This is a genomic window from Bradyrhizobium sp. IC4060, from assembly GCF_020193715.1.
In the GTDB taxonomy this organism is placed as follows: Bacteria; Pseudomonadota; Alphaproteobacteria; order Rhizobiales; family Xanthobacteraceae; genus Bradyrhizobium; species Bradyrhizobium yuanmingense.
This window is the reverse complement of sequence record NZ_JADYVJ010000002.1, coordinates 235,632-257,093: the sequence shown is the minus strand read 5'-3', so window position 1 is coordinate 257,093 and position 21,462 is coordinate 235,632. Positions and strand designations below refer to the sequence as shown.

Sequence of the window (21,462 nt, the reverse complement as noted above, 5' to 3'; positions counted from 1 at the left end):
ATCGTCTCCCTGTTGATCCCTAGAGGCCGAGTGCGAGGCGGCCGAGGCCGATGCGCGTGGAATCATCCTGCGGCGTGTGCACGCGGCCGCACAGCACGTCGCGATAATGCCGCTCCAGCGGATTGGCGCGGCTGAGCCCGTGGTTACCGGTCAACGACAGCGCGTCCTCGACGACGGCAACGGCGTTGTTGGTCACGGTCAGCTTGATGACGTTGGATTCACCGGCAGAGAGATCGACGCCATCGTCGAAGTCGCGGGCAGCCGTGTCGATCAAACGTGCGTTGACCGCAAGCCGCGCCTCGATGGCCCCGACGATCTCCTGCGCGCGGGCTAAGGTCGCCAGCGGCGCGCCGAGGCTGGCAGGCACGCGCTGCTTCAGGAAATTGATCAGCCAGTCGCGCGCGGCGCGGGCAATGCCGTCGTAGATCGCGGCGATGAAGACGGTGTGCACAGTCTGCTGCGTAACGTCGAGCGTGCGCCAGTCCGCCGGCTTGCGCAAATCGACCTCGGCATCGAGCGGGACCACGACGTCGTCGAAGATGACGTCGTGGCTGCCGCTGGCGCGCAGGCCGTGATGGTCCCAGGTCTGGACGATGCGCGTGCCCGGCAGGCCCGCCGGCACCAGGAACTGGCCGACGCGCGGCTCCGCCTCGTCGGTGCGCGCCCAGACCAGGTACCATTTCAGGATCGGCGATCCCGTCGAGTAGATCTTGTGGCCGGAGAGGCGCCAGCCGGTTTCGGTGCGCCGCGCGATCGTCGCCGGCAACCCTCCGCGCGCAGGCGAGCCGAGCTCCGGCTCCACGCGCAGGGCATTGATAAGGGCGATGCCCTCAACACTTTCGCGCGCGAGCTTGCGCGACAGTCGCGCCGGCCAGTTCGGACTGCGCGCCATCACGAGATGATTGATGTAGTGCATCGACAGCACCAGCGCGGTCGACGGATCGGCCTTGCCGAGAATGCCGAGCACGCGCGCGGCATAGCGCGCGCCGGCACCGGCGCCGCCATGAACCGCCGGCACCGTCAGAGACAGCAAGCCTGCCTCCGAGAGCTCGCGAAAATTCTCGAAGGGAAAGCTGCCGAGCCGGTCGTGCTCGGCCGCGCGCGCCGCAAAGCTTGTGGCAAGCGTCGCGGCGCGGGCGATGTAGTCGGGCTCGCTGTGAGCCGTGCGGCCCTTGGCTATGGAGGTCACCATGTGGCGTCCAGCCCCAACAGGCCAAGGATCTGGCGGCGCAGCTCAGCCAGATACGGATCGCCGCGATGGCGCGGATACGGACGATCGACGCGGATGTCGGCCTTCACGCGCGCGGGACGATCGCTGAACACGATGACGCGGTTGGCGAGCACCAGCGCCTCCTCCGCATCATGCGTCACCAGCAGCGTGGTGAACCCCTTGCGCTGCCAGAGCGCGACGAGCTCGGCCTGCATGGTGATGCGGGTCAGCGAGTCCAGTTTCCCCAGGGGCTCATCCAGGATCAGGATCTTGGGATCGTTGACCAGCGCCCGCGCCAGCGCGACGCGCTGCGCCATGCCGCCGGAGAGCTGGTGCGGATAGGCGTTGCGGAACGGCGAAAGCCCGACGAGGTCAAGCGCGTCATCGACGCGCTGGCGCTGGCTCCTCAAAATGCCCTGGGCCTCAAGGCCCAGGGCGACGTTGTCCCAGACCGACCGCCAGGGAAACAGGGTCGGATCCTGGAACACGACGACGCGCGAGGGATGCGGGTTCCTGATGCGCTCCTCGTCCTCCCGCAGCCTTCCCGCCTTCGGCTTGTCGAGGCCGGCGATCAGCCGCAGCAAGGTCGACTTGCCGCAGCCGGACGGGCCGAGCAGCGCGACGAACTCGCCGGGCTCGACCGAGATGCTGACGTCGCTCAGCACCGGCAGCTCGGTCCCGTCGATGTCGAAGGCGTGGCTGACCTGCTCGATATCGAGCGCGGCGCCGGTGGCCGGATGCGTGACCGCTTCGGCGAGAGCTGTGGCTACCATTTGACGGTCCCCTTCTGCCAGACCAGGAGGCGATCGCGGATCGCAAACAGCAGCGTGATTGCGCCGGAGCAGAGCAGCGACATCACGATCAGCGCTGCATACATGTTGGCGTAGGCGGCCCAGCCCTGCGCCCATTGCAGGTACCAGCCGAGCCCGGCCTTAACGCCGATCATCTCGGCGACGACGAGCACGGCAAAGGACGAGCCGAGCCCCATGAACAGGCCGACGAACACGTGCGGCAACGCGGCCGGGATCGCGACCTTCAGCACCAGGAACGAAGGCTTTGCCCCCAGCGTGCGCGCGACGTCGTAATAGGCGTTGCTGACGCTCGCGACGCCCGACCAGGTCAGCACGGTAACCGGGAAGCCCGTTGCCAGCGCGATCAGGAAGGTCGAGGCGCTCCAGCTCGACGGAAAGGTGAAGAAGGCGATCGGCAGCCAGGCGGTCGCCGGCAGTGGGCCGATGAAGCGCAGCACCGGATGCACCCAATAACCGACCGCGCGCGACCAGCCGATCGAGACGCCGGTTAGAAAGCCAATCGTGGCGCCGATCAGATAGCCGCCGAGCTGGAGCTTGATCGAGGCAAGGACGCTGTCGAGCAGCTTCGGCAGATCGTCGGTATAGACCTCGATGATCGCCTGCGGCGGCGGGAAGAACGGCAGCGGCAGCCAGGCGAATTTTGCCGTCGCGACCTCCCACACCGTCAGGAACACCCCGAGCGCGACCAGCCATGGCGCGCGCTTGTGCAGCGCCTGTCCTGCCGATCCCAGATAGTCGGCCCCGACGGTGCCGAACAGCGCGAGCGCCGCGATGATGAAGGCGGCGATGCCGAGTGAATGCGTGCGCGACCAATCGCCGACATCCTGCCACCACAGGCAGGACAGGCCGAGGGCGATCCAGGCGACGCTGGCGAGAACGCCGGCGCCGGACTCCCGGATCCAGCTCGCCAGCAGCGGCACGCGCGAGGTGCGCGGCGCGCCCGAGGCAAGGCCGTCAGACAGCGAATACGTCGACATAGATGCGCTCCGCGAATTTGGCGGTGTCGGTGCTCTGCTTGAAGACCTGCACGCTCTTGAGGTCGTCGGCGTAGGCCTTGAGCTCGCGCTTCAAGATCTCGCCGACGGGATGATGATGGTGGGTGTGGTAGCGCACCATGCCCTCGATATCGGCGAGCGTCGCCGCCTTCGGCGCATAGGGCTGGAATGATTTCGCCGCGACCGTCGCATTCTGCGCGGTGAACATCGCGGCATCGAGCAGCGCCTGGGTGATGGCGCGCGCGACTTGAGGCTCTTCGCGCACGAGCGAGCCGCGCAGGCCGAGGATGCAGCAGCTCTTCTCGCGGTACTCCCCATCGAGATTTGAGGCGACCTCCTTGTACTGTGTGTCCTTGAGCCAGAGATAGGCGAGCGGATCGGACGACAGGAACGCCTGCACCTCGCCCTTCTCCACGGCAACGTTGAGCAGATTGCCGGGATAGGCGCGCCAGTCGACGTCCTTCACCGGATCGATGCCGAGTTTGGCCAATTGGATCGAGAAGAAGTTCTTGTCGGGACCGGCGAGATCGCCGACCGCGACGATCTTGCCCTTGAGGTCGGTCAGCTTCGAGACGCCGGAATCGGTGCGCGACAGCACCCGCATGCAGCCGCCATGGGTGCCCGCGGCGATCTTGACGTCAAAACCCTGCTCCAGCGGCTTCAGCCAGCGCAGCGCCATGCCGAGACCGGCATCGCTTTTGCCTGTCGCGATGGCCTCGAGCAGCTGGTCGGTCGAGCCGGAATAGTTGACGAGCTCGACGTCGAGATTATGCTTCTTGAAGAAGCCGTGCTCGATCGCGACCGGCACCGGCGCGAGGCAGACGGCGCCGGCATTCCACGACAGCTTCAGCTTGCGCGGCGCGCCAGTGAGCGCGGGTGCGTCAGAGGCCGTGCGGCACAGCGGAAACTCGGAGAAGTCGACACCCGGCGCGATGGCGCGCGGTGCGAAGGCCTGCGCGCCCAGCGCGCCGAGCGGCGCTGCGAAGGCCGCGGCAAGCCCTGCCTGAAGCAGGTGGCGCCGGTCGAGTTTCGACCCGCTGCGCTGGTTATCGTTGTTCATCGGCCTGGCTCCTGCGCTGGCACGGCTCCGCCGTGTACGCAACGGGTCGCGTTGCGCATGTTCCGTGCGGAGCTGCGTCTAAGAGAAAATTGTTCCGTCGGCGCTTGGCGCGCCGTGTTGATGCGATGCGCAAATCATGCGGCGCGTTCGCGGCATCGTCAATGAAATGGATTTTCGAATGTTGCGCGAAGGGAAGACATTCTCTCCATCCGCGCATGGGCAAGCGATGAAAGGATTTTCGCAGATGCATAGGCACGCAGGGTCAACCGCGACTCCATCGCCTGCTGCATCCCTGTGCAGCGTCTGCCGCGCACGCTGCGCATTCTCGAAAGCAGCGCTCCGCTGAAACGTCATTGCCTGAAGCGCGCACAATACGGTTGGCCATTTCATTGACGGCGCACCGCGCGCTCATAGACTTGATCGTCTCGCTGCACCGTTCGCTCACGCATCGTGAGCAACGCAACAAGACGGATCCAATGAGCATCAACTCTCACGACCATTCCATCACACGCCGGCTCGCCACCTCGCTGCTCGCCGCCGCCATCACGCTATCGACCGCTGCCGCATCGCTCGCCGCCGACATTGTCGTGCTGCGCGTCGGCGACCAGAAGGGCGGCAATCGCTCGCTGCTCGAAATCTCCGGCTATGCGAAGGACCTGCCTTACAGAATCGAATGGTCGGAATTCCCCGCGGCCGCGCCGATCCTCGAAGCGCTCAATGCCGGCGCGCTCGACGTCGGCTACACCGGCGATCTCTCGTTCCTCTCGGTCTATGCCGCGGGCGCGCCGATCAAGGCGATCGGCGGCACGCGCTCGGATGCGAAGACGCAGGCTATCCTGGTGCGTCAGGATTCGCCGATCAAATCGGCGGCCGACCTCAAGGGCAAGCGGCTCGCCGGCACACGCGGCGGCTGGGGCCAGTTCCTGATCGATGCGACACTGGAGAAGGCAGCGATCAAGCTGGAGGATGCGACCTTCGCGCCGCTCGGCCCGGTCGATGCCAAGATCGCGCTGCTCGCCGGCTCGATCGACGCCTGGGCGGTGTGGGAGCCCTACGTCTCGTTCGCGACGTTGAAGGACAAGGCTCGCGTCATCGCCAACGGCGAAGGGCTGACGCCGACCATCACCTTCATCGTCGCCTCCGACAACGCCATCGCCACCAAGCGCGCGGCGGTGCAGGATCTGGTGCAGCGCTTGAACAAGGCGCGACTGTGGTCGCTGGACCATGTCGCCGAATACGCCAAGAACACGGCCGAATTGACCAAGCTGCCCGAGGACGTGCTGCTGTCGGCCTACACCGCGCAGCGCACCGGCCCGATCGTGATCGACGAGAACGTGGTCAAGGAGGTGCAGGAAGCCTCCGACCGCGCGACGCGCTACGGCATCCTGCCGAAGAAGCTCGACGTCAGCAAAGCCGTCGAGCGCAGCTTCACGGCTGCGGCCGTGGGATCGAATTAGGCGACGGCGGGAGGCGCAGGCTTCGCCTCAGGCCAGGCCCATTGCATCTCGCCGCGAACCTGCTCATGCATGTTGCATGCATGAGCCTGATCGTGTGGCTGTCATTCTAGCCGCGCGGTCTCACCAGTAGCCGCGGTAGTAGGGACGGTAGACACCAAACGGGCGGTGATAAACCCGGTACGGCCGGTAATAGCCATAGCTGTAATACGGACGGTACGGCCGATAATATCGCGGATAGACCGGTGCGTAGCCGTAGCCGCCGTAATAGGCGGGGGCGTAACCATAGCCGTAGCCCGGATATCCATAGCCGTAGCCGCCATAATAGGGCCGGCCATAATAGCCGTAGCCGTAAGGAGACCCCGCGGCGATGGCGCCGCCGATGAGCGCGCCGGCTGCGAGACCGCCGAGGGCAAAGCCCCAGCCGCTGCCGCGCCAATGCACCGGTGTGACATTGTCACCGGCCGCAGCCTTCATCGTCGCAACGTTGGTCGGCATCGGGGCCGCCGTGGCCTGCCCGATCTGGGCCACCATGACCACCCCGGCCAATGAACAGGCAATCGCCGTCTTCCAGATCCTCATCGTCCTACTCCCTGTCTGACCTTTCGCTTGGAAAAAGGATCGCAGCGTCATGATCGGTCATCCTTGCGCCAAGTCAAAGCATTGAATTTCAAAGCCTGGAGTTTGCGTGCACCGCACAAGACGCTTGCCTCCGTTCTGATCAACCGGTGCCCGGCGACGTCATCGCCTGTGACAGCCGCGCGACGGTGGCTGAGGCCCGATCACCCCGGCAAGGCATTAAGCTTCCCGTGCATTCGCAACCAACAACCACCTTCACGATTTACTATTCGTGCCATTACTATCGGTTCCAATGTGCGCGGCCGGGAGGCTTCTCGCGAGCGCCAGAGTTGTGGGAGGATCACATGAGTGCCGCGAGACCCGAGCCGCTTGCCCGTCAGGCGCTGGCGTTTGTCCTGGCCGGAGGACGCGGCAGCCGCCTGCTGGAGCTGACCGACCGCCGCGCCAAGCCGGCGGTCTATTTCGGCGGAAAGTCCCGCATCATCGATTTCGCGCTGTCGAACGCGGTGAACTCCGGCATCCGCCGTATCGCGGTGGCGACCCAATACAAGGCGCACAGCCTGATCCGGCACCTTCAGATGGGCTGGAACTTCTTCCGCCCCGAACGCAACGAGAGTTTTGACATCCTGCCCGCCAGCCAGCGCGTCTCCGAGAGCATGTGGTATGTCGGCACGGCGGACGCGGTGTACCAGAACATCGACATCATCGAATCCCACGCCTGCCGCTTCATCGTCGTGCTGGCCGGAGACCACATCTACAAAATGGACTACGAGGTGATGCTGCGCCAGCACGTCGAGAGCGGCGCCGACGTCACCGTCGGCTGCCTGGAAATGCCGCGGACCGAATCTTCCGGTTTCGGCATCATGCATATCGACGAGAACGGCTGGATCCAGGAGTTCCTGGAGAAGCCGAAGGATCCGCCGCCGATGCCGGGCAAGCCGGACGTCTCGCTCGCCAGCATGGGCATCTACGTGTTCGACGCGAAATTCCTGTTCGATCAGCTCAAGCGCGATGCCGAGGACCCGAACTCGAACCACGATTTCGGCAAGGACATCATTCCCTACCTGGTCAAGAACGGCCGCGCGATGGCGCACCAATATTCGACATCCTGCGTCCGCTCCGGCAGCGACACCCGCGCCTATTGGCGCGACGTTGGCACGGTCGACGCCTATTGGGCCGCCAATATCGACCTTACCGACGTGGTGCCCGAGCTCGACCTGTTCGACCGCGCCTGGCCGATCTGGTCCTATGCCGAGATCACGCCGCCGGCGAAATTCGTCCATGACGAGGAGAGCCGGCGCGGCCAGGCGGTGAGCTCGCTGGTCTCCGGCGGCTGCATCATCTCCGGCGCCTCGCTGCGCCGCTCGCTGCTGTTCACCGGCGTGCGCATCAACTCCTACGCCAATGTCGAGAATGCCGTGATCATGCCTTACGTGAGTGTCGGCCGCGGCGCCCGCTTGAGGAACGTCGTGATCGACCGCGGCGTCGAGATCCCGGAAGGGCTCGTCGTCGGCGAGGATCCCGAGTTCGACGGAAAGCGCTTCCGCACCACCGAGCAGGGCATCTCGCTGATCACCCAGCCGATGATCGACAGGCTCAATACATGACGCCTGTTCGCGTCCTCGCGGTCGCCTCTGAAGTCTATCCCCTCGTCAAGACCGGCGGCCTCGCAGACGTCGCCGGCGCGCTCCCGGTTGCGCTGAAGGCCCATGGCGTCGAGATGCGCAGCTTGCTGCCGGGCTATCCCGACGTGATGCGCCTTTTGTCCGGCACAGAGGAACTGCGGCGCTGGCCCGATTATTTCGGCGGTCCCGGCCGGCTGCTGGCGGGTTCGCATGCCGGGCTCGATCTGTTCGTGCTGGACGTGCCGCATCTCTATGCGCGGCCAGGCAACCCCTATGTCACCACTGACGGCGTCGACTGGGCAGACAACGGCGTGCGCTTCGCCGCGCTGTCGCGCGTGGCGGCCGATATCGGCCACGGCCTCGTGCCGGCCTTCGTGCCCGATGTCGTGCACGCCCACGATTGGCAGGCGGGGCTCGCGCCGGCCTATCTGCACTACGACAATCGTCCACGGCCCGGCACCGTGATGACCATCCACAACATGGCCTACCAGGGCAAGTTCGCCCCTGAGCTGATCGGATCGATCGGCCTGCCCTGGCATGCCTTCAACGTCAACGAACTGGAATATTTCGGCGGCATCAGCTTCTTGAAGGCCGGCTTGAGCCTTGCCGATCGTATCACCACGGTATCGCCGACCTACGCGAAGGAAATCCAGAGCGACGAAGGCGGCATGGGCCTCGGCGGCCTGCTTCGTGAACGATCCAACGTGCTGAGCGGCATCCTCAACGGCATCGACACCGACGTCTGGAATCCGCAAACCGATCCCCACATCGCCTACCGCTTCGGCGCGGAAGACCTGACCTTCCGGGCCGCGAACAAGGCGGTGCTGCAGCAGCAGTTCAACCTCGATTCCTCGGACGAAGCGCCGCTGCTCGGCGTCATCAGCCGGCTGTCGTGGCAGAAGGGGCTCGATCTCCTGATGGAGGCCATCCCGACCATCCTGCGCGAAGGCATGCAGCTCGCGCTGCTCGGCAGCGGCGACCGCGATCTGCAGGATGGCTACCAGGCCGCGGCCCGCGCCAATCCGGGCCGCATCGGCGTCGTGATCGGCTATGACGAGATTCTGGCGCACCTGATCCAGGCCGGCTCGGACGCGCTGATCGTGCCGTCGCGCTTCGAGCCGTGCGGCCTGACCCAGCTCTGCGCGCTGCGCTATGGCGCGGTGCCGATCGTCTCGCGCGTCGGCGGCCTCGAAGACACCATCGTCGATATTGGCGAGGCCGACGCGTCCGGCCACGATGCCACCGGCTTCAAATTCGCCCCCGTGACGGCGGATGCCCTCGCCGGCACGCTGCGCAAGGCCAACACCGCCTTCCACGACAAGCTGACCTGGCGCCGCCTGCAACGCAGCGGCCTTGCGACCGACGTCTCCTGGCGTAATCGCGCCGGCGACTATGCCTCGCTGTACCGCGATCTCATGGCGGCGCGCGCGTGAGGCAGAGCCGAATCCATGCTATAGAGCCGACATGGACCCCTTCGCGATCAAGCTGCTCGGCTTTGCCGCCGCCACCTGCACCACCGTCGCCTACGCGCCGCAGTTCATCAAGGTCTGGAAGACCCGCTCGGCGCGCGACATTTCTCTCGGCATGTTTCTGGTCATGATGCTGGGCCTCACGCTCTGGCTCATCTACGGCCTGCTTTCAGGCGATGCCCCCCTGGTCGCGGCGAACGCCGTCACCATGGTTCTCGCCGGCGGCATTCTGGTGATGAAGCTGAGATATGGGTGAGGCTTTCTTCGCCTCTCCCCGCTTGCGGGACGACGGAGAAGAGATCATTACCCAAACACATACGAGGCCATCGCCACATGCGCGACCTCGTCGACGAAGACGCGCCGTCCGACGTCGCTTCCCGCAGCACCGGCCGCCACCATCAGCGGCAGCAGATGGTCCTCGCGCGGATGTGCAAGGCGTGCGCTCGGCGCATTCTCCCAATCGACCAGCATGGCATTGCGGCGCGCCGCATCGGGGTTGCTGATCGCCTCGTTCAGATAGGCCTCGAAATCATACGAGACGGGCTTGGACTCCGGACGGTTGAAGCCGCGCATGTTGTGATAGGTCAGGCCGCTGCCGACGATCAGGATGCCTTCGTCGCGCAAGGATGCGATCGCCTGCCCCACCTTGACGTGCTCGGCCGCGTCATAGCTGGACTTCAGCGACAGCAGCACGATCGGCATGTCGGCATTCGGATACATCAGCCCGAGCGGAACGAACGTGCCGTGATCGAAACCCTGGTCGGGATCTTCGCGGCAATCGAGGCCGGCATGCGTGAGCAGCGCCTTCACTTGCGCGGCAAGCTCGGGCTTGCCCGGCGCCGGATATTTGAGGTGGTAGGTATGCTCGGGGAAACCGTAATAATCGTAGACCATCGGTGGATGCGGCGAGGTCGACACCGTGAAGGCGTCGGCTTCCCAATGCCCGGTGATGACCAGCACCGCCTTCGGCCTCTCGGGCAGAAGCTGCGGCAAGTTCGCGAACGCCTCGGCGGTCTTGGCATATTGCACCCGCCTGTCCTCCATGAAGGGCCAGGGGCCGCCGCCATGCGACAGGAACAGGGTCGGAAGTCGCGTCATCGGCTCGTCTCGTTGACAACAGGCGCGTGCGAGCGGTCCGCACGATCGGCGGTGAGCATAGGCAAAGCGGCATGGTTAGCAAGTCGTTAACGATTTGCCGCCCAGAATCCCCGGCGGGGCCGAAGCAGTCGGCCTGAAGACAAGTGAGACGTGCGATGAGGAAGTTTGCGCTGGGGGACGTCGTCAACAGTGATAAGGGCCGCCGCGGTGTCGTCCGCGCCGCCTTCAAGTCGCGGGATGGCCAGCAGTTCTATGCCGTCGAGAAGGACGGCGCGATGGATTATCTGGAGGAAGACCGGCTCAGCCCGGCGCCGCGCGTCGAGCTCGCGGCTTAAATCCGCTTCATCTCCTGCCCTCATTTGCGAGCCGGTCGAGACGATCCGCGAACGGGTCGTCGCCGCTCGCGATGCCATCGTTCGTGATCAGCAGCAGGCGATCGCCGCTAGCTGCGTCCCAGCGTGGCAGGTCGGGACCATGTAGCTCGGGACCATTGGGATCGCCACTTCGGGCGAAGTTTATCCAATAGGCGCGCATGCGGCCTGCGACCTCGCGGTCGCGCCGCGACAGGATGCCCGCACCGGGCACGCCTTCCGTACCGAAGATGAACTGCAGCTCGCGCCCGTGGCCGACGTCCGGATTGGCGCGCCTGGCCTCCGGCACATAGGCGAAGCGGTAGCGAAAGGTCGGCGCGCCGCCTGCCGCGTGCAGACGTGCCAGCAGCCGCACCGGCTCGGAAAAGACCTTGTCGGTGTAAATTCTTGCCGCGAGATCCGAAGGTCTGGCGAGATCGGGATAGAGCTTGCGCAATTCGCCGCCGCCCGCGCCCGGCGGCGCAAGCTCCTCCTTGATCGCGGTCTCGTTCTCCAGGCCGGTCTCATCCTCGTTCGAGCCGATGATCAGGGGAATGCGGCTCTGGCGTCCGGCCGCAAAACCCGCGGCGAGGTCCTCGGTCACGAGACGTCCATCCATCATCGGTGCAAAGCTGTGCGGCGATGTCTCCAGCAATTGTTTCTCGGCGGCCAGCAGGCGCCGCGGCTCGACCGCGCGCAGATCCGTCTTCGGCGAAAGCGCGGCCACGAAGAGCCGGCCGATGGCCTCCGCCTCTTCCGCCGAACGCAGGCGCGCGCGGCCGGGCACCGATTGCAGAATGGCCTTGTGGAAGAGATTGCGCGCTTGCGCGGACAGCATCAGCAGTGCAATCGATGTCGCGCCTGCATCGCTACCGAACAGCGTGACGTTATCAGGATCGCCGCCGAAGGCCGCGATGTTGTCGTGCACCCAGTGCAGCGCGGCGATCTGGTCCATCAGGCCGAAATTGCCGGAGCCGGCGTCCGACAGCGCGGGATGCGAGAGCCAGCCGAGCACGCCGAGGCGATAATTCACGGTGACCACGATGAGGCCCGCCTGCGCCAGCTTGGCACCATCGAACAGCGGATCGTTCGCGGTGCCCGAGACGAACGCGCCGCCAGGAATGAACACCATCACCGGCAACGGACCGTCGACCCCGAAAGGACGAAACACGTTCAGCGTCAGGCAATCCTCGCTCGCCACGGGCAGCGCCGGCTGAAGGCACGGCGCGCCGTATTCGTAGGCGGTGCGCATCTCCGAGCTTTCGGTCGTCGGCTGCGGCGGTTGCCAGCGCAGCGCGCCGAGCGGCGGCGCCGCGTAAGCCAGCCCCTTGAACGAGGCCACCTCGCCTTCCACGGCGCCGAGCATCTGCCCTTCACGCGTCAGCGCGAATGGAAACTGCCCGACCGGCTGGGCGACGGCCGAGCCGGCGCCACACAAGACTGCAATAGCCGCAACGAATGCAAGCAGGGCCCGCATCTTCGCAACGATCTCGATGAAGGGTTTCGGCAGGTTATGTCCAGAGCCGTCGGCAAGGCAAGCCTCGCGCCTTGAGCCTAACCGCCTTTGCCAATCAGCTCCGCGAGCGCGTGGCGCGCGACGATGCCGAGCTCGCCGAGCGTGGAGTGTCCCGCCCGCGCCGCCTCGATCAGGCGCTCGGCGATGAACCTGCGGCTGTCGTGATCGCCGCCATGCGGCAGTTGCCGGCACGTCTGCTCGAGGACGACGTCCATGTTCGCTCTGGTTCGCTCACTCAACTCTGTCATGACGCCCGAACGATACGCGTGGCTTGTAAGCGCAAGCATACACAGAAGGACGATGGCTGATTACCCCGGGCGATCACGGCCATTGTGCATCGCGGTGCGTGTGGTGCCGCAAGATTCGCGCGGTCACGAAGCCGCCGCAAACGACCACCCTAAGATTGCACTTGCTCTAATGACAAGCTGAGCCTGCGGCGATAGCCTGCCGCCAAAACAAGACATCCGGGAGGAATACCATGCCTGACGCAATGGTTGCCACACGTGCCTCCGATGGGCGCGGAACCGCTCAGCAGGTCGATGTTGCCGTGGTCGGCGCCGGATTTGCCGGCCTCTACCTTCTCCATCGCCTGCGCAAGACGGGGTTCTCGGCAGTCGGGCTCGACGAGGCCGGCGATGTCGGCGGCACCTGGTATTGGAACCGCTATCCGGGCGCGCGCTGCGACATCCAGACCATCGATTACAGCTACACGTTCGATCCGGAGCTCGAGACCGCCTGGACCTGGTCGGAGAAATACGCGACCCAGCCCGAGATCCTGCGTTACCTCGGCTTCGTCGCCGATCGCTACGATCTGCGCCGCGATATCCGTTTCAAGACCAAGGTCACCGAAGCTAGATGGGACGAAGCGTCGGAGCGCTGGCTCATCACCACTGACAATGGGCCACCCGTGTCCTGCCGCCATTACATCATGGCGACCGGTTGCCTCTCCGCGCCAAAGCCGCCGGAGATCGACGGCGTCAAGGACTTCAAGGGCGAGGTCTATTTCACCGGGCGCTGGCCGCATGACGGCGTCGATCTCACCGGAAAGCGCGTCGCCGTGATCGGCACGGGCTCCTCGGCGATCCAGTCGATCCCTGTGATCGCCGAGCAGGCCGCGCATCTGACGGTGTTCCAGCGCACACCGAATTTCGCATTGCCGGCGCATAACGGCCCGGCGCCCGCGGACCGCATGAGCCTGCTGCAGAGCGACCGCGCGGCCTATCGCGAGCAGGCGCGGCAGTCGATGGCCGGCGTGCCCTACCCGCAGCAGACGGTCGTGAGTTGGCAATTGAGCGATGCCGAGCGTCGCGAGCGGTTCGAGCGCGCCTGGGCGGCCGGCGACCTCGTCCACATCCTGACCCAGCTCTGGGCCGACCAGGCCGTGGACGTCGACGGCAACAAGATCGTCCAGGACCTGATCCGCGAGAAGATCCGCGTCGCCGTCAAGGATCCCGAGACCGCCGCGGCGCTGATGCCGGACGACCATCCGTTCGGCGCAAAGCGCCCCTGCCTCGAGACCAATTATTACGCAACCTACAACCGGCCGAACGTCACGCTGGTTAATCTGCGCAAGGAGCCGATCAAGGCGATCACCGCGAGCGGCATTTCCACGAACGGCCGCAGCTTCGACGTCGACGTCATCGTCTTCGCAACCGGCTTCGACGCCATGACCGGCGCGATCCGTGCCGTGCATCCGATCACCGGGCGCGGTGGCAAGTCGCTGTCCGATGTCTGGGCGCAGGGGCCGCAGACCTATCTCGGCCTCACGGTCGAGGGCTTCCCGAACTTCTTCATGATCACCGGACCCGGAAGCCCGTCGGTGCTGTCGAACATGGCGGTGTCGATCGAGCAGCATGTCGACTGGGTGGTCGATCGCGTTGCATCGCTGCGCGATGCCGGCTTCACCACGATCGAGCCGACCGAGACGGCACAGGCCGGCTGGAACAGGCACATGGCCGACTGCTCGATGCTGACGCTGCACCGGCTCGCCAACACCTGGTACACCGGCGCCAACGTGCCTGGCAAGGTGCAGGGCCTGATGCCCTATACCGGCGGCGTCGGCCCTTATCGCAGCATCTGCGACGAGGTGGTCAGCCGCGGCATGCTCGGCTTCAAGCTCACCGGCCCCGATGGCGCCGTCCAATGCAATGACGGCGAGGTGGTGCGCCTGCAGCCGGACGTGCGGCTGGTGCTGAACCTGCTCGCCTCGCTCAACCTGCCGCCGATCGAGTCGATGGGCGCGCTCGGCGCCCGCGCCTTCGTCAACGAGTTCAACAAGGGCCGCCCCGCGGGTCGGCCGATCGGCGAGATCGTCGACGGCACCCTGCCCGTCGCCGACGGCGCGCTGCCCTACCGCGTCTACAAGCCGGCAACGCCGGGCCCGCATCCGGTCGTGGTCTATTTCCACGGCGGCGGCTGGGTGCTTGGCGACGAGCAATCGGACGAGCCGTTCTGCCGCGACATGGTGCGGCGGACCGGCATGATGTTCGTCAGCGTCGGCTATCGCCACGCACCGGAGCATCGCTTCCCGACCGCGGCCGAGGACGGCTATGCGGCCACGCGCTGGATCGCCGAGCACGCCGCCGAGCTCGGCGGCAGGCCGGGCCCGGTGCTGGTTGCAGGCTGGAGCGCCGGCGGCAACATCGCCGCCGTCACCTGCCAGCTCGCGCGCGACCGCGGCGGGCCAGCCATCGCCGGCCAGCTTCTGGTCTGCCCGGTCACCGACTGCAGCTTCGATCGGCCCTCCTACAACGAAAATGGGACCGCCTACTTCTTGACGCGCTCGCTGATGTACTGGTTCTGGGACCTCTATTGCTCGCCGGCGGACCGCACCGACCCGCGGGTCGCCCCGCTGCGCGGCAAGGTTGCCGGCCTGCCGCCGGCCCTCGTGGTCACCTGCGAGTTCGATCCGCTGCGCGACGAGGGCATCGCCTATGCCGAGGCAATGGCCGCAGCGGGCGTGCCGGTCGAGCAATTGAAGGCGCGCGGCCACTTCCACTCGTCCTTTGCGATGGTGGACGTGGTGATCACGGGCGTGTCGGGCCGGGTGCAGATGGCGGAGGCCTTGCGGCGCTTTGCCGGGCTGCCGCCCAAGATCAGCGGCAGTGACGGTCAGGCAGATGGTCCCGCCAGCCCGCGGCACGAGATCGCGGCGGCGGCGAGCTGAGTGGCGACAGGAGGCCGGGAACCTTTTTCCGGCGGCCGCGTTGCTTGCCTGTGGCATTGAGATGCAGCGACAGATGTATGGGCCCCGGCACGCGAGCACGTGTGCTGGGGTCCTGTTTTGCGTGAGGCAGGACGATGGGGGACGTGGTTGGGGATTCAAAGGTCGATTTCGGCGCGCTTGCGGTGCTGCATAAATGGCCATCACTTGCCAATCAGCGCCAGCCTGACCGGCAGCCCTACCGGCTCATCGAAGGCACGCTCGACGATTGCATCTCGGCTTTCATGCAGAAGCCGGCGACGACCCGGCACCTCTACGAGATCCGCACCGTGGCGCAGCCGCCGCTCGTCACCGAAATCCTCTCCCCCGAACACGTCCTCGAGCTGTCGCGCTTGAGAGAATTTCTCTGACGCCTTCACAAGCGCGCGAGTAGGAACCTTCTTCCGGTTCTTCCCGTTGTGAAGGATCGGAAGCAAGAACGTGAGCGCTCGAGATGCTTGACGCCGGCGTATCATCACCGATCGTGCCTTATGGAGCGGACCAGACCTTGTTCGTGGTGGTCGATCGCCGTGACGAGGCGACCGAAATCCGCATCGAGCGGAGCGATCTCGACGCCACGATCGGCGAGCTCGTCGCCGGCTGCTTCAACGATCCGATCAAGGTGATCTCGTTCAACACGCTCGAGCACTGGATGAAGGACATCTCGAGCGACGTCGCCGGCGAGATCCGCGCGCGCTGCGACATCTACGGAATAGAGCTTCCCGACTATCTCAGCGACTTCATCGAAAGCCATTCTCAAGGCGCGATGAAATGAAGCTCGCTTGCCGAAAGGACGGTCAGTTGCGGCGGCGTTTGCCGGCGATGACCTCGATCTCGCGGCGGCGTTCGCCCGCGAAGGTCAGCAGCTTTTCGATCGTCAGCGTATCCGTGATCCGTTTGGCGAGCCGCTCGGCGCGCGCAGCCTGATCTTCGAGATACTGGATCGTGTTCAAGCGTCGCCTCCCCCAAAGCCCCGAATTGTGCGGACAGCCATGGTGCTTGAGAAGCCGCTAACAGCCGGTTAAGCGCGCCCGCACGGTCGCGACGCGTGGCGCCCTATTGCACGACTTCGAGCCTGACATTGGTAATGCCCTTGTCGACCATGCCGAGCGCCTCGGCGGCCGACGGCGAGATGTCGACCACGCGTCCGCGCACGAAGGGCCCGCGATCGTTGACCCTGACCGTAACGAAACGGCCGGAGGAGGTCTCGGTAACGCGCAGCTTGGTGCCGAACGGCAGGGTGGGATGCGCCGCGGTCAATTCGTTCCTGTCGAACTTCTCGCCGCTCGCGGTCTGGGTATCCGAATAGAAGCTGGCGATGCCGTGCGAAGCGGTTTGCTTTGCGTCGCGGGCGGGGACGCGCGCCCGGCTGATCGGGCGTGGATGCAGCGCCGCCACCCGGTGCGGGCGCTCGACCGCGGCTTGCCGGGTCGTTCCGGCGAGATCGGCTTTCTGACGGCCGACCGGCGATTGCGAGCAGGCAGCGAGCGATGCGGCGCCCAAGACCGCGAGCAATAACCGGCTCGAGCTCGCCAGCGACATCCGGGCAGTTTCGGCACTTGCAATGCGAGACATGATGCGCCCTCCGAACAACCCCAAGTTTCGGTGGGCAATGAGGGCAGAACCTTGTCGGAACAAAAGCGGCTCTGGGGCCGCCTTCGTTTCGCGCCAGCTGTGGCGATTCCACCACAGTGACCTGTTCAGAATCGGGACAGATCAGCGAAGGATCAGCCCGATACGCCCCGCGAGCCGCGTTTTCGGCGCGGCCCGATTTCTAGTACTTCGGCTCGTACATCTGCGACTGGACCAGGGCCTTCACGTCGTTGGGCGCGGGTCCGTCGGCGAGCGCGCGTTGATAGGCCACATCCGCAACCGCCGCCGCGATGCGCACGGAGACCTCGCGGATACGCGGCAGTGCCGGATAGAGGCTGCCCTGAGCGAGGTCCTCCTTGCCGACGCAATCGGCGAGCGCGTGGGCCGCCGCCATGAACATCTCATCGGTCACGAGGCGCGAGCGGCTGGCGATGACGCCGAGGCCGACGCCCGGGAAGATGTAGGAATTGTTGCCCTGGCGCGGCACGAAGCTGCGGCCGTTGAGCTTGACCGGATCATACGGACTGCCGCAGGCGAACAGCGCGCGTCCCTCCGTGTAGCGATAGGCATCCTCCGCCGAGCACTCGGCTTTCGAGGTCGGGTTGGAGAGCGCGAACACGATCGGCTGCTCGTTGAGCTCGGCCATCGCCTTGAGCACGTCGGGCGTGAAGGCGCCGCCGACCGCGGCGACGCCGATGATCGCCGTCGGCTTCAGCGTCTTGATGGCGGTGAGGAAGTCGGCGATCGGCGCCTGACCGGCATGGGCATAGCGGAGCTTATGGCCAGAAAGGCCTTCACGGCCGCTGACGACGAGACCGCGGGAATCCACCAGCCAGTTGCGGCGAAGCGCGTCCGCCTCGGACGCGCCTTCCGCCATCATGGCGGAGACCACGAGGTCGGCGATGCCGGTCGCCGCCTCGCCCGCGCCGAGGAACAGGATCTTCTGATCCTTCAGCTTGCCGCCGGAGATGCGCAGAGCCGAGAACAGGCCGGCGAGCGCCACCGCCGCGGTGCCCTGGATGTCGTCGTTGAAGACGCAAGCCTCGTCGCGATATTTGTGCAGCAGCTTGAACGCCGAATGATTGGCGAAGTCCTCGAACTGGATCAGCACGCCCGGGAACGTCTTGCGCGCGGCTTGCATGAACTCGTCGACGAAGCTGTCATAGGCCTCGCCCGTCAACCGCCGCTCGCGCAGGCCGAGATAATAGGGATCGTTCAACAGCTCTTCGTTGTTGGTGCCGACATCGAGCACGATCGGCAGGCACGCTTCCGGATGCACGCCGGCGCAGGCCGAATAGAGCGATAGCTTGCCGACCGGGATGCCCATTCCGTTGGCACCGAGATCGCCAAGTCCCAAAATGCGCTCGCCGTCGGTGACGACGATCAGCCTGGCCTGGTACGGCCAGTTCTTCAGGATCTCCGCGATCTGGCCGCGGTCGCGCGAGGAGATGAACATGCCACGCGGCCGCTGGAAGATCAGGCCGTATTTCTGGCAGGCAAGCCCGACCGTCGGGGTGTAGATGATCGGCTGGATCTCGTCGATATTGTCGACGACGACGCGGAAGAACAGCGCCTCGTTGCGGTCATGCAGCGCGTTCAGGGCAACGTATTTTTCCAGGTCCGTCGGCAGCGTGCGCAGATTGGTGAGCACGCGCTGAGCCTGGGTCTCCATCGTCAGCACGCAGGGCGGCAACAGGCCGCGCAAGCCGAGTGCGGCGCGCTCTGCTTCCGTGAAGGCCGTGCCCTTGTTGAGCAGGGGGTCGCGCAGCAGCGTCATGCCGTGCGCGGTGTCGGATGATGTCGAATGGGCGCTGACCCGAGCAGGTCTATTCACGATTCCCCCAAGGAGTTTCTTATTGAACCACGACCATTGTCGGCCAGCGTTCAATCGAGATCAAGGAGACTCCGGCCGCGATCGTGATCTCGCACCGCAGCAGATTTTGCAAACGCCTGGCACTTGCGCGCGAAAAGGTTTAACGCGCCAACCGGGGCGCGCGTTGGCGGAGCCGCAAATAAAGGCAGGCCGGAATTTGGGACTGCTTATCCCGCCGCCCGCCGAGGCGTCAGATTGGCAGCGCTGTCCGCCGGCGGCGCGATGTGCATCAGGATGGTCTGGACGGACGATGCAACCTCGATCCCGTTCTGCTGGAAGCGCAGCTTCATGCGGCGGTTGAATTCGCGCTGGACCGGCCAGCGGCCGGCCTCGGTGCAGCGGATCTGGCCGACGATCGACACCATCGCGCCGTCGACCTTGTCGACGCCCCACAGCTCGAGGTCGCCGCGGATGAGCGCGCGGAAGTCCGCTTCACGGCGCATCTCGTCGACGATGTCCTTGAGGATCTGGCCGGCGCGGTCGGTGTCTTCCTTGTAGGCGACGTTGACGCTGACCGAGGCGTTGCCGGCGCCGCGGCTGGCGTTGGTGATGGTCGTGACCGCGCTGAACGGCACGATGTGCACGGCGCCGTCGCCTGCGCGCAGGCGGATGGTGCGGATCGAGACGTTCTCCACGACGCCCGACAGCCCCGACACGCTGACGCTGTCGCCGACCTGCACCGTATTCTCCAGCAGCAGGAACAGGCCGGTGATGAGATCCTGCACCAGCTTCTGCGAGCCGAAGCCGATCGCAATGCCGACGATGCCGGCGCCGGCCAGCAGCGGCGCGACATTGACGCCGATCTCGCTCAACGCCGTGAGGCCGACGATTGTCGCGATCAGGCAGAGCAGCGCGGTGCGCAGCATCGGCTGGAAGGTGCGCAACCGCGCGGCACGGGCATAGTGCCCGTCCCGCGACAGCGTATTGATCTGGCGGTCCAGCAGCGCATTGCTGGCTTCCCAGATCGCCGCAGCGATCAACACGGCAAGGCCGATGGTCACCACGGCCGAGATCAGCCGGCTGCCGATCTGGCCGCCATAGAACCAGACGATGGCGTCCACGCCCCAGACCTCGAGCACCGCCACGAAACCGATGAAGGCGATCACGCTGGATACGATCCTGCGGAGCAGCGGCAGATAGCGGTTGGCACGGATCTCGAGGCCAGGAAAGCGCTGGAGGATCTCCGGCCGGATGCGGAAGCCGCGGTCGATCAGGCTCAGCGTCAGCATGATGACGATACGCGTGACCAGCGCCACCGCGATGGTGCCGACGAAATATTGCAGCAGCAGCGAATAGCCGTTGCGGATGTTGAGTGCCCACACCGCCCAGAGCGCGAGGTCGAGCGCGATGGCAAGATAGTGCCAGCCGCCGGCGATGCGGTTGCGCAAACGAGCCGCAATGCCCTGCCGCTCCGCCGGGGCGCGGATGGCATCGGCGACTTGGCGGCGGCATTGCAGGATGATGACGGCGATGAAGAGGTGCACGACCAGCATCACCATGCGCAGCAGCGCGGCGTAGCCGGCGCGGTGCAGGCCGAGCAGCAGCGCCACATTGGCAAAGGCGATGCCGGAGACGCCGACGCCGACGATGCGGCGCGCCCAGATCTCGATATAGGCGGCGGTCTCCGCGCGCACCGGAAACAAGCCGAACGGCCCCGCCAGCGCCCGGACCAGGCAGATGAGCCCGCGCGAGAACGCATAGGCGTTGACGACGGCGAGGATCACGAGGCGGACGGTTGTCGGTTCTCCGATCTCCGTCCCGAGCAGCGCGGTGGCGACGCCGACGAAGACGAGCACGGGAAGCAGCTCGAGCACGAAACGCCCGAGCACGAAGGGCAGGCGCAGCATGATCTGCCAGACCCGCGCAAGGCTGTGGCGTCGCTCCTGCATTTCAGGTGCCGGCGTAACGTCGACGACTGACGGTGGCGGATCGGCAAGCGGCAGCGCGGGTGCCGGCAGGCGCGCGGTTTGCGGCATGCGTCCCTCCAGGAACGCGACCGGCCGGCGGATCAGGCGGAAGATCACCCATTCGGCCGAGAGCGCGCAGCCGAGCACCAGCGCCAGCTTCCAGGCGATCTCGATCAGAAGATTGTAAGCCGCGGGATCGTTCGCGGTGCGCACGATCCAGTAATAGAACGCCGGAAAGTGCGTGAGCGTCCGCGCCATGCCGGCGATCTCACGCGAGATCTCGCCGATCTCCTCCGAGACCGTGAGCATGAGCTGCGCACCGAGGCCGTCGGCCGAAAGCGGGATCGGCGAATTCGGCTGCGGCGCGGGCTGTTGCGGACCAGACGCGTTGGCGATCGCACGGAGCGTATCGATCATCTGCGCGCGCTTCTTGTCGTCCTGAAGGGTGTCCAACGCTCGCCTGGCTTCGTCAGGCGATAGCGCCGCGGCACCGTTCGCGGCCGGCGCATCGGCGCGGGCGCAGGAGAGAGAAGAGAACGCAAGGAAAAGAGCGGCGAGAAGCGCCGGGACAAGCTTTTGCGACACGCAGATTCCCTGGAAAAAATGAATGCGCCCGCGGTGTCGTGGCCGTCACCGCCGAAGCACATCCGTCATGTCGGATCGGCGCTATTCGCCCCCAGCCTGTGTCGGAAGTTGGCCTTCGAGACGACATTCTCTTG

General features: G+C 65.7%; 20 protein-coding genes. 8 read left to right on the top strand and 12 right to left on the bottom strand.

The features are described 5' to 3' along the window. Positions 1 to 19: 19 nt before the first annotated feature. Genes I6F16_RS08100 through I6F16_RS08085 form a run of 4 tightly spaced genes read right to left on the bottom strand, consistent with a single transcriptional unit; the run spans position 20 to position 4,077 of the window. A complete protein-coding gene (locus I6F16_RS08100) occupies positions 20 to 1,192 on the bottom strand; it encodes an acyl-CoA dehydrogenase family protein (protein WP_225114507.1) in 1,173 nt (390 codons plus the stop codon). After that, complete coding sequence (locus tag I6F16_RS08095; RefSeq protein ID WP_109144910.1) at positions 1,186 to 1,983, bottom strand: ABC transporter ATP-binding protein; 798 nt, start codon at positions 1,981 to 1,983, stop codon at positions 1,186 to 1,188. Before I6F16_RS08095 ends, I6F16_RS08100 begins: the two co-directional genes overlap by 7 nt. Then, positions 1,977 to 2,999, bottom strand: a complete 1,023-nt coding sequence (locus I6F16_RS08090; protein ID WP_109144911.1) for an ABC transporter permease subunit — start codon at positions 2,997 to 2,999, stop codon at positions 1,977 to 1,979. Before I6F16_RS08090 ends, I6F16_RS08095 begins: the two co-directional genes overlap by 7 nt. Then, positions 2,977 to 4,077 carry an ABC transporter substrate-binding protein gene (locus I6F16_RS08085; RefSeq protein WP_225114508.1) on the bottom strand — a complete coding sequence of 367 codons (1,101 nt, stop codon included), beginning with the start codon at positions 4,075 to 4,077 and terminating at the stop codon, positions 2,977 to 2,979. Before I6F16_RS08085 ends, I6F16_RS08090 begins: the two co-directional genes overlap by 23 nt. A gap of 476 nt (positions 4,078 to 4,553) precedes the next feature. On the opposite strand from I6F16_RS08085, the gene I6F16_RS08080 reads away from it, so the two are divergent. Beyond that, positions 4,554 to 5,534, top strand: coding sequence for an ABC transporter substrate-binding protein (locus I6F16_RS08080; protein ID WP_225114509.1), 981 nt, complete (start codon positions 4,554 to 4,556; stop codon positions 5,532 to 5,534). A 120-nt stretch (positions 5,535 to 5,654) separates the two neighbouring features. Here the strand turns inward: I6F16_RS08080 and I6F16_RS08075 are convergent, their stop codons facing one another. Beyond that, positions 5,655 to 6,113: a hypothetical protein gene (locus I6F16_RS08075; RefSeq protein ID WP_036006709.1), complete on the bottom strand. Its 459-nt coding sequence runs from the start codon at positions 6,111 to 6,113 to the stop codon at positions 5,655 to 5,657. A 341-nt stretch (positions 6,114 to 6,454) separates the two neighbouring features. Between I6F16_RS08075 and glgC the strand changes: the two genes are divergently transcribed. The 3 genes from glgC to I6F16_RS08060 are packed head-to-tail and all read left to right on the top strand — an operon-like array spanning position 6,455 to position 9,460. Further along, the gene (gene glgC / locus I6F16_RS08070) at positions 6,455 to 7,717 is read left to right on the top strand and encodes a glucose-1-phosphate adenylyltransferase (RefSeq protein ID WP_036006706.1); all 1,263 of its coding nucleotides are present in this window, start codon (positions 6,455 to 6,457) and stop codon (positions 7,715 to 7,717) included. After that, positions 7,714 to 9,168, top strand: coding sequence for a glycogen synthase GlgA (glgA, locus tag I6F16_RS08065; RefSeq protein WP_225114510.1), 1,455 nt, complete (start codon positions 7,714 to 7,716; stop codon positions 9,166 to 9,168). The genes glgC and glgA overlap by 4 nt, the downstream gene beginning before the upstream one ends. Positions 9,169 to 9,199: 31 nt before the next feature. Continuing rightward, the gene (locus tag I6F16_RS08060; RefSeq protein WP_036006700.1) at positions 9,200 to 9,460 is read left to right on the top strand and encodes a SemiSWEET transporter; all 261 of its coding nucleotides are present in this window, start codon (positions 9,200 to 9,202) and stop codon (positions 9,458 to 9,460) included. Between the two features lie 47 nt (positions 9,461 to 9,507). Here the strand turns inward: I6F16_RS08060 and I6F16_RS08055 are convergent, their stop codons facing one another. Beyond that, positions 9,508 to 10,302 (bottom strand): class III extradiol ring-cleavage dioxygenase, encoded by a 795-nt coding sequence (locus I6F16_RS08055; protein ID WP_225114511.1) that lies wholly within the window; start codon positions 10,300 to 10,302, stop codon positions 9,508 to 9,510. Positions 10,303 to 10,457: 155 nt separating this feature from the next. Here I6F16_RS08055 and I6F16_RS08050 point away from each other — a divergent pair, with 155 nt between their 5' ends. Then, positions 10,458 to 10,637 (top strand): hypothetical protein, encoded by a 180-nt coding sequence (locus tag I6F16_RS08050; RefSeq protein ID WP_036006694.1) that lies wholly within the window; start codon positions 10,458 to 10,460, stop codon positions 10,635 to 10,637. A gap of 7 nt (positions 10,638 to 10,644) precedes the next feature. Here I6F16_RS08050 and I6F16_RS08045 read toward each other — a convergent pair whose 3' ends face one another. After that, a complete protein-coding gene (locus I6F16_RS08045; protein ID WP_225114512.1) occupies positions 10,645 to 12,129 on the bottom strand; it encodes a carboxylesterase family protein in 1,485 nt (494 codons plus the stop codon). Between the two features lie 77 nt (positions 12,130 to 12,206). Further along, positions 12,207 to 12,455: a hypothetical protein gene (locus I6F16_RS08040; protein ID WP_345960975.1), complete on the bottom strand. Its 249-nt coding sequence runs from the start codon at positions 12,453 to 12,455 to the stop codon at positions 12,207 to 12,209. Positions 12,456 to 12,646: 191 nt separating this feature from the next. Here I6F16_RS08040 and I6F16_RS08035 point away from each other — a divergent pair, with 191 nt between their 5' ends. The 3 genes from I6F16_RS08035 (at position 12,647) to I6F16_RS08025 (ending at position 16,145) form a co-directional block, all read left to right on the top strand. Next, positions 12,647 to 15,334: an alpha/beta hydrolase fold domain-containing protein gene (locus I6F16_RS08035; protein WP_225114514.1), complete on the top strand. Its 2,688-nt coding sequence runs from the start codon at positions 12,647 to 12,649 to the stop codon at positions 15,332 to 15,334. 134 nt (positions 15,335 to 15,468) lie between these two features. Beyond that, the gene (locus I6F16_RS08030; RefSeq protein WP_225114515.1) at positions 15,469 to 15,741 is read left to right on the top strand and encodes a hypothetical protein; all 273 of its coding nucleotides are present in this window, start codon (positions 15,469 to 15,471) and stop codon (positions 15,739 to 15,741) included. Between the two features lie 83 nt (positions 15,742 to 15,824). Beyond that, positions 15,825 to 16,145: a hypothetical protein gene (locus I6F16_RS08025; protein WP_225114516.1), complete on the top strand. Its 321-nt coding sequence runs from the start codon at positions 15,825 to 15,827 to the stop codon at positions 16,143 to 16,145. 22 nt (positions 16,146 to 16,167) lie between these two features. On the opposite strand, the gene I6F16_RS08020 is transcribed toward I6F16_RS08025, so the two are convergent. From I6F16_RS08020 to I6F16_RS08005, 4 genes are all read right to left on the bottom strand, one after another. Then, positions 16,168 to 16,323: a hypothetical protein gene (locus tag I6F16_RS08020; RefSeq protein WP_192893313.1), complete on the bottom strand. Its 156-nt coding sequence runs from the start codon at positions 16,321 to 16,323 to the stop codon at positions 16,168 to 16,170. Between the two features lie 103 nt (positions 16,324 to 16,426). Continuing rightward, on the bottom strand, positions 16,427 to 16,945 hold the full coding sequence (locus I6F16_RS08015; RefSeq protein ID WP_036025042.1) for a septal ring lytic transglycosylase RlpA family protein: 519 nt from the start codon (positions 16,943 to 16,945) through the stop codon (positions 16,427 to 16,429). Positions 16,946 to 17,144: 199 nt separating this feature from the next. After that, positions 17,145 to 18,797: an NAD-dependent malic enzyme gene (locus I6F16_RS08010; protein WP_074448138.1), complete on the bottom strand. Its 1,653-nt coding sequence runs from the start codon at positions 18,795 to 18,797 to the stop codon at positions 17,145 to 17,147. Between the two features lie 206 nt (positions 18,798 to 19,003). Continuing rightward, a complete protein-coding gene (locus tag I6F16_RS08005) occupies positions 19,004 to 21,328 on the bottom strand; it encodes a mechanosensitive ion channel domain-containing protein (protein ID WP_225114517.1) in 2,325 nt (774 codons plus the stop codon). Positions 21,329 to 21,462 lie beyond the last annotated feature (134 nt).

What these genes read in the sequence shown, in the direction of transcription:
- I6F16_RS08100 (WP_225114507.1), bottom strand. Translation starts at nt 1,192, where the DNA reads ATGGTGACCTCCATAGCCAAGGGCCGCACGGCTCACAGCGAGCCCGAC.
- I6F16_RS08095 (WP_109144910.1), bottom strand. Translation starts at nt 1,983, where the DNA reads ATGGTAGCCACAGCTCTCGCCGAAGCGGTCACGCATCCGGCCACCGGC.
- I6F16_RS08090 (WP_109144911.1), bottom strand. Translation starts at nt 2,999, where the DNA reads ATGTCGACGTATTCGCTGTCTGACGGCCTTGCCTCGGGCGCGCCGCGC.
- I6F16_RS08085 (WP_225114508.1), bottom strand. Translation starts at nt 4,077, where the DNA reads ATGAACAACGATAACCAGCGCAGCGGGTCGAAACTCGACCGGCGCCAC.
- I6F16_RS08080 (WP_225114509.1), top strand. Translation starts at nt 4,554, where the DNA reads ATGAGCATCAACTCTCACGACCATTCCATCACACGCCGGCTCGCCACC.
- I6F16_RS08075 (WP_036006709.1), bottom strand. Translation starts at nt 6,113, where the DNA reads ATGAGGATCTGGAAGACGGCGATTGCCTGTTCATTGGCCGGGGTGGTC.
- glgC (WP_036006706.1), top strand. Translation starts at nt 6,455, where the DNA reads ATGAGTGCCGCGAGACCCGAGCCGCTTGCCCGTCAGGCGCTGGCGTTT.
- glgA (WP_225114510.1), top strand. Translation starts at nt 7,714, where the DNA reads ATGACGCCTGTTCGCGTCCTCGCGGTCGCCTCTGAAGTCTATCCCCTC.
- I6F16_RS08060 (WP_036006700.1), top strand. Translation starts at nt 9,200, where the DNA reads ATGGACCCCTTCGCGATCAAGCTGCTCGGCTTTGCCGCCGCCACCTGC.
- I6F16_RS08055 (WP_225114511.1), bottom strand. Translation starts at nt 10,302, where the DNA reads ATGACGCGACTTCCGACCCTGTTCCTGTCGCATGGCGGCGGCCCCTGG.
- I6F16_RS08050 (WP_036006694.1), top strand. Translation starts at nt 10,458, where the DNA reads ATGAGGAAGTTTGCGCTGGGGGACGTCGTCAACAGTGATAAGGGCCGC.
- I6F16_RS08045 (WP_225114512.1), bottom strand. Translation starts at nt 12,129, where the DNA reads ATGCGGGCCCTGCTTGCATTCGTTGCGGCTATTGCAGTCTTGTGTGGC.
- I6F16_RS08040 (WP_345960975.1), bottom strand. Translation starts at nt 12,455, where the DNA reads ATGCTTGCGCTTACAAGCCACGCGTATCGTTCGGGCGTCATGACAGAG.
- I6F16_RS08035 (WP_225114514.1), top strand. Translation starts at nt 12,647, where the DNA reads ATGCCTGACGCAATGGTTGCCACACGTGCCTCCGATGGGCGCGGAACC.
- I6F16_RS08030 (WP_225114515.1), top strand. Translation starts at nt 15,469, where the DNA reads ATGGGGGACGTGGTTGGGGATTCAAAGGTCGATTTCGGCGCGCTTGCG.
- I6F16_RS08025 (WP_225114516.1), top strand. Translation starts at nt 15,825, where the DNA reads ATGCTTGACGCCGGCGTATCATCACCGATCGTGCCTTATGGAGCGGAC.
- I6F16_RS08015 (WP_036025042.1), bottom strand. Translation starts at nt 16,945, where the DNA reads ATGTCTCGCATTGCAAGTGCCGAAACTGCCCGGATGTCGCTGGCGAGC.